A 6,080-nucleotide genomic window follows, 5' to 3' on the forward strand; every position below is an offset into this window, starting at 1 on the left:
CTGCCGTATCCCAAAAAGTGGGGGCTGCTGTATCCCAAAAAGTGGGGGATTTTTATCAGGTGCTGAAAGTTTTGAAAATAATCGGTGGCAAAAAGTGGTGTTTGTTAATGATTTTTTAGTTGTGGTGGTGTGAAGTGGAGGGGCTCAAAAATTAAAGCCTTATTTCTTCGCACATATCGACTAAAAGAGGGAACAAAAAATCGTTGTAGTAGCGCCAATTTGCGATTAAATGTTTGGTTAAAAGATTTTCTTGCTAAATTTCGCTAAAATTTGCAGATTTTATTGTTATTAAGTGGGGGAATGTGGTAGAATTTACCATATAGTGGTAGATAAGATAGGGAAAGTGTAAAAGGAGGTGAGACAATGATGTTCATGGGTGAATATTCACATACCATTGATACGAAGGGGCGCTTGATTATTCCCGCAAAATTACGCGAACAATTAGGCGAAACCTGTATTATGTCCAAGAGCTACGATAATTGTCTCGCCATTTATACGACCGAAGTATTTACCGCCAAGGCTATGCAGATGATGAAGCAACCGAACAACAAAGCCGGTGTTCGTGGGCTTAAACGTCAACTTTTTGCCAATGCCACCGAGTTGGAATTCGATCGTCAAGGTCGTATTTTGGTGCCGGCTACACTGCGTGAATTTGCCAAACTTCAAAAAGAAGTAATGGTACTCGGTATCGGGGATCACGTAGAAATTTGGAACCGTGAACATTGGTTGGCTTACCAGGAAGACATGGATGATAATATGGAACAATTATCAGAAAACATGGAAGACTTCTTCTTGTAATTTAAGCTGCAATTTAAGATTGAATGTTGAAGCTGTATGGTAAAAATGGAAGTATTTTGGCTATTTATTACGAAGTAATGCAATACTATAGCGATATAGTGAATGTTTGATTAAGGGTGAAAACATAATTTCGAAGTCGGAAAGGAGCGGACCCATGGAATTTCATCATGTAAGCGTATTGCTTAACGAAACAGTAAACGCTGTATTAACAAATCCCCATGGGATTTACGTGGATTGCACGTTAGGCGGAGCCGGTCATGCTCATGCGCTAGGCGAGCAATTGGCCGCTGACGGCTTACTCATCGGACTCGATCAAGATGAAGTGGCGCTGGCGACCGCGACGGAACGACTGGCTGATTTAAAATGCCGAGTTATGACGATTCCCACTAATTTCAAAGATTTGAAAACGGCCCTTACGAGCCGCGGCATTACGGAGGTAGACGGATTTATCTTTGATTTAGGCGTTTCAAGTTATCAGCTGGACACAGCGGAACGAGGTTTCTCCTATATGCAGGACGGTCCTTTGGACATGCGCATGGATAGGCAGGGGAACTTGACGGCTGCGGATATAGTCAATGGCTACAGTGAAGCTGACTTGGTGCGAATCATTCAGGATTATGGGGAAGAACGATGGGCGAAACGAATTGCACAATTCATAGTAGCGGCTCGTTCTGAAAAACCGATTACTACCACCGGTGAATTAACCAAAATTATCAAACAGGCCATTCCCGCCGGGGCACGCCGTGAAGGTCCGCATCCGGCTAAACGAACATTTCAGGCGATTCGCATTGAAGTGAATCAGGAGTTGGCTATTTTAAAAGACAGTTTTAAAGATGCAGTGGATTTATTAAAACCGGGCGGTCGTATCGGTGTTATTACATTCCACTCATTAGAAGATAGAATTACGAAGCAAACCTTTAAGGAATTGAGTACCGGTTGTATTTGTCCGCCGGAACTGCCGGTTTGTGTTTGCCATCATGTGGCAGTCGTAAAAGCAAGAAATAAGGCGATTGAGCCGGGCAATGAGGAAGTAACAGCGAACCCGCGAGCGCGGAGCGCCAAGTTACGGGTAGCCGAAAAGGTATAGATAACGGGGGGTTGATTATATGTTAGCGAGAAAGACAGTCGGTGTACGCGTTGCACAACCGACGGCGAGACCATATATACCAACTAAAACACGTCGAGCGAAGCAGGTTGGTGTATTTAGTAACGCATCGCCGGAATTGAAACAGATTTTAGTGTTATTAGCCATGGTTGGCGTTGTAGGGGCTACCGTTTTGGGAGGCCGTGTGGTGAAAGCCGGTGCCGGTTATGAATTGGTAAGCATGCAACAACAGGTTGTTCAATTGACCAGAGATAATGAAGAGTTGAGTCTGGAAGTAGCGGAATTGAAGTCGCCTACACGGATTCAGCAGATTGCGCAAGATAAATTGGGAATGGTTTTGCCCGATGCTTTTGTGTACAACAGCAAAGGTACTACTGTAGAACGTGATGTGAAAGTAACAGCACGCATCAGGGACTAAACTACGGTATGAGGCAGCTCCGGAAGTGAGCTGCTTTCCTTGTTTGAGATGGAGGAAATGTTGTGAAAACAGTACAAGAATTAATAAATGTGATAAGCGGCGTAAGCGTCAAAGGAGCTACCGATACTGTTATCAGCCATATTACGGCGGATTCGCGAGAAGTAAAACAAGGCAGTTTATTTATCTGCCTAACCGGTGCTCATGTAAATGGTCATGATTATGTACAAAAAGCCGTTGAAGCCGGGGCGGTAGCTATATTGGCGTCAGAACCGATCGATGTGCCGGCTGCGGTAAGTGTACTGACTGTTGACGATACACGAATCGCTATGCAGCAATGTGTACCGTTTTTTTATGACTATCCCGGTTGTAAAATGCGTATGATTGGGGTAACCGGTACAAACGGTAAAACTACAACGACCCATATTATCGGCCACATCTTGCGAGCTCAGGGGTATAAAGTGGGGATCATCGGTACGGTTCACGTAGTTATTGGGGATAAAACCTATCCGATTCACAATACGACCCCGGATGTGGTTGACTTGCAACACATTTTGAGCCAAATGGTGGCTGAAGGGGTAACGCATTGTATCATGGAAGTATCATCGCACGCTTTGGCGCTCAACCGAGTGGCCGGCGTGGAATACGATACAGCCGTTTTCACAAATTTGACACAAGACCATCTCGATTTCCATAAAACCTTTGAAAATTACTTGGCGGCCAAATGTAAATTGTTTGAACAGGTAAGTGCGCCAAATCAACATAAGCAAAATAAAGGGGCTGTCATTAATATCGATGATCCTCACGGTGAACGCGTTATGACAAAGAACTCCGCACCGCTCATTACGTACGGTACTAAAGGGAAAGGTACCTTGGAAGGTGAAAACCTTACCATAACGGCTAAGACGAGCGCCTATGATATTGTGTATGAAGGTAAAGAATATCCGATTCACATGCGTATTACCGGTCTTTTCAATGTGTATAACACCTTGGCGGCCATCGGTGCTTGTCTCTTTGAAGGCGTGAAGATGGAAGCCATTATTGAAGCGTTGAGTGATTTCACGGCCGTACCGGGACGTTTTGAGTTGGTAGAAGAAGGTCAGCCGTTCGCTGTTGTTGTGGATTATGCGCATACACCGGACGGTTTGGAAAATATCCTGCAAACTGCTCAAAAAATTGTGGAGCGTCACATTCTCGTAGTATTTGGTTGCGGTGGTGACCGTGATGCCACGAAGCGTCCGATTATGGGCCGCATTGCTGCGCAGTATGGTGATGAAATCTTCGTAACTTCCGATAATCCGCGTACGGAAGATCCTAAAAAAATAGTGGCTCAAGTGGCAGAGGGTGTAAAAGAAGGCTTGCGGGAAGGTTCGGTATATTCCGTTATTACGGATCGCCGCAGCGCCATTCATGCCGCTATCAAAGATGCCAAAGCAGGTGATGTGGTAATCATCGCCGGCAAGGGCCATGAAGATTATCAGATTTTAAAAGATAAAACGATTCATTTTGACGATCGGGAAGTAGCCCGCGAAGCATTAAAGGAGAGATAAAAATGGCAGAGTTTACGCTCCGGGAGGTGTTGACCGTAACAGGCGGTACCTACAACGGGAAAGCAAGTGAAACAACAGTATTTACTAATGTATCCACCGATACACGTACCATTGAAGAAGGTTCGCTATTTGTTGCTTTGACGGGTGACACTTTTGACGGGCATGATTTTTTGCCGCAAGCCCGGGCTAACGGAGCGCTCGGTGCCTTGGTAAAACCGGGGCATACTGCCAACGATCTCATCTGCATTGAAGTAGCGTCACCGCTATTGGCGTATCAGCAATTAGCTAATTATCATCGCCGTCGTTTTGATATTCCCGTAGTTGCTGTTACCGGCTCATCCGGTAAAACTACGACGAAGGAAATGATTGCCGCTGTACTGGGCAGTAAGTTTAATGTTCTGAAAACAGAAAAGAACTTTAACAATGAAATCGGTTTGCCAAAAACATTGTTGCAACTTACAGCCGACCATGAAGCCTGTGTGGTGGAAATGGGGATGCGCGGGCTCGGTCAAATTGATGAATTGGCTCGCATCGCCGAACCGACGGTAGGTGTGATTACGAATGTAGGGAATAGTCATATTGAACTTTTAGGCTCTCGTGAAAACATAGCGAAAGCCAAGAGCGAATTGATTCAACATATTCCGGTTGACGGAACAGCTATTTTAAATGAAGATGATGAATTTGTTCGTCAGATGGGGAATTTAACGAAAGGTAAAATCATCTATTACGGCATCAAAGAAAAAGCGACTATTTCAGGCTTTAAATTGCGCTATAAAAAAGACGGCATTAAATTTACTTGCCGCAGTTTTGATGAAGTATTTGATGTATTCTTGCCGATGATTGGGGAACACAATGTATATGACGCGCTGGCCGCTATTGCGGTAGGCCGTTCCTTAGGTGTATCTTCACAGAAAATTGCTAAGGCATTGGGTTCTTTTAAAGGTATGCCGATGCGCCAGGAAATTGTTTCCTTTGGTGACTTCGTTGTCCTCAATGACGCCTATAATGCCAATCCTATGTCCATGGCGGAATCGATTAAAGCCTTGGGACAGCTCGACGGTAAACGAAAAATTGCCATGCTCGGTGATATGTTGGAGTTAGGTGAGTTTTCCGAAGAACATCATCGTGAAATCGGTCGTTTACTGGTGGCAGAAGGTTACGATCAAGTATATACTTTTGGTGAGGCCGCAAAATTTATTGCTCGTGAAGCAAAAGCGGCAGGCATTCGCATAGCTAAAATTTGCGACAGCCATTTAGATATGGTTAATGTATATTGTGATGTGCGCGCTAAAGGTGATGTTATTTTGGTTAAAGGCTCCCGTGGCCTTCGTATGGAACGGGTAGTCAATGAATTTGAAGACCGTGAGGCACTTCAATAAACAGTAAGAATTATGATAAGGAAGAACGTAAAGTAAGACCGTAAAGTGCCTTGGCAATGACCGTTAAGCACCTCAGTAAAGACGTTTGTCCGGTTGTGGTAGTTTGTAGCCGAAGTTTTTCAAAAAAACGAGAATTATATTTGCATTACAGCCTTATATGTACTACCATAGATAGCGGCTTTGTTTTTCTATAAAGCTAAAGCAGATAACAACATCTGTAAAACCATGTAAAAATAGTGAGTTAATCGGCTTCATAAAGGCCGTAATGTAAGGAGCGATAGTTCGAATGACCATGCAATTATTATTCGCGTTTATTACTTCCTTGGTAATAACGTTAATACTCGGAAAAATAGGAATACCGTTGTTACGGCAGTTACATGCACAACAAAGCATACGCGAAGACGGACCGCAAGCCCATTTAGCTAAGGCGGGCACCCCGACGATGGGTGGTATTTTCATGCTTTTGGCTATGGTGATAACAGTTCTTGTATTTGCACCGTTTCAAATGGCTACGTGGGTATTGTTGTTTTTGACATTAGGTCATGGCCTGTTGGGCTTCTTAGATGATTTTATTAAGTCCGTGAAAAAACGTAATTTAGGTCTTACGGCTAAACAGAAATTATTGGGACAGATTATTATGTCTGCCGTATTCTGCTATATTGCAACGGAAGTGATGGTAATTCCTACCACCGTCTGGGTTCCGTTTGTAAATACTACCTTCGATTTAGGCATGATGTACTATGTATTGGTATTTATCATTATTGTGGGGACTACGAATGCGGTTAACTTGACGGACGGCCTTGACGGTTTGGCAGCCGGTACGTCGGCAGCTG

At 44.1% G+C, this 6,080-nt stretch carries 5 protein-coding genes and 1 pseudogene; all 6 read left to right on the plus strand.

Annotation, left to right across the window (positions count from 1 at the left end; genetic code table 11):
* Nucleotides 1–366: 366 nt before the first annotated feature.
* Entirely contained in the window at nt 367–798 is a 432-nt protein-coding gene (gene mraZ / locus QZL64_RS07985; RefSeq protein WP_127058291.1) for a division/cell wall cluster transcriptional repressor MraZ, read from the plus strand.
* Nucleotides 799–952: 154 nt separating this feature from the next.
* A complete protein-coding gene (gene rsmH, locus QZL64_RS07990; protein ID WP_021841475.1) occupies nt 953–1,885 on the plus strand; it encodes a 16S rRNA (cytosine(1402)-N(4))-methyltransferase RsmH in 933 nt (310 codons plus the stop codon).
* 19 nt (nt 1,886–1,904) lie between these two features.
* On the plus strand, nt 1,905–2,321 hold the full coding sequence (locus QZL64_RS07995) for a septum formation initiator family protein (RefSeq protein ID WP_021841476.1): 417 nt from the start codon (nt 1,905–1,907) through the stop codon (nt 2,319–2,321).
* Nucleotides 2,322–2,383: 62 nt separating this feature from the next.
* On the plus strand, nt 2,384–3,868 hold the full coding sequence (locus tag QZL64_RS08000; protein WP_021841477.1) for a UDP-N-acetylmuramoyl-L-alanyl-D-glutamate--2,6-diaminopimelate ligase: 1,485 nt from the start codon (nt 2,384–2,386) through the stop codon (nt 3,866–3,868).
* Between the two features lie 2 nt (nt 3,869–3,870).
* Nucleotides 3,871–5,247, plus strand: a complete 1,377-nt coding sequence (locus tag QZL64_RS08005) for a UDP-N-acetylmuramoyl-tripeptide--D-alanyl-D-alanine ligase (RefSeq protein ID WP_021841478.1) — start codon at nt 3,871–3,873, stop codon at nt 5,245–5,247.
* 286 nt (nt 5,248–5,533) lie between these two features.
* Nucleotides 5,534–6,080, plus strand: a pseudogene (locus tag QZL64_RS08010) (phospho-N-acetylmuramoyl-pentapeptide-transferase); the annotation flags it as partial.

It is taken from the genome of Veillonella sp. CAG:933 (genome assembly GCF_000431435.1).
In the GTDB taxonomy this organism is placed as follows: domain Bacteria; phylum Bacillota; class Negativicutes; order Veillonellales; family Veillonellaceae; genus Veillonella_A.

Coding starts and splice junctions, on each gene's coding strand:
- mraZ (WP_127058291.1), top strand. CDS start 367: ATGTTCATGGGTGAATATTCACATACCATTGATACGAAGGGGCGCTTG.
- rsmH (WP_021841475.1), top strand. CDS start 953: ATGGAATTTCATCATGTAAGCGTATTGCTTAACGAAACAGTAAACGCT.
- QZL64_RS07995 (WP_021841476.1), top strand. CDS start 1,905: ATGTTAGCGAGAAAGACAGTCGGTGTACGCGTTGCACAACCGACGGCG.
- QZL64_RS08005 (WP_021841478.1), top strand. CDS start 3,871: ATGGCAGAGTTTACGCTCCGGGAGGTGTTGACCGTAACAGGCGGTACC.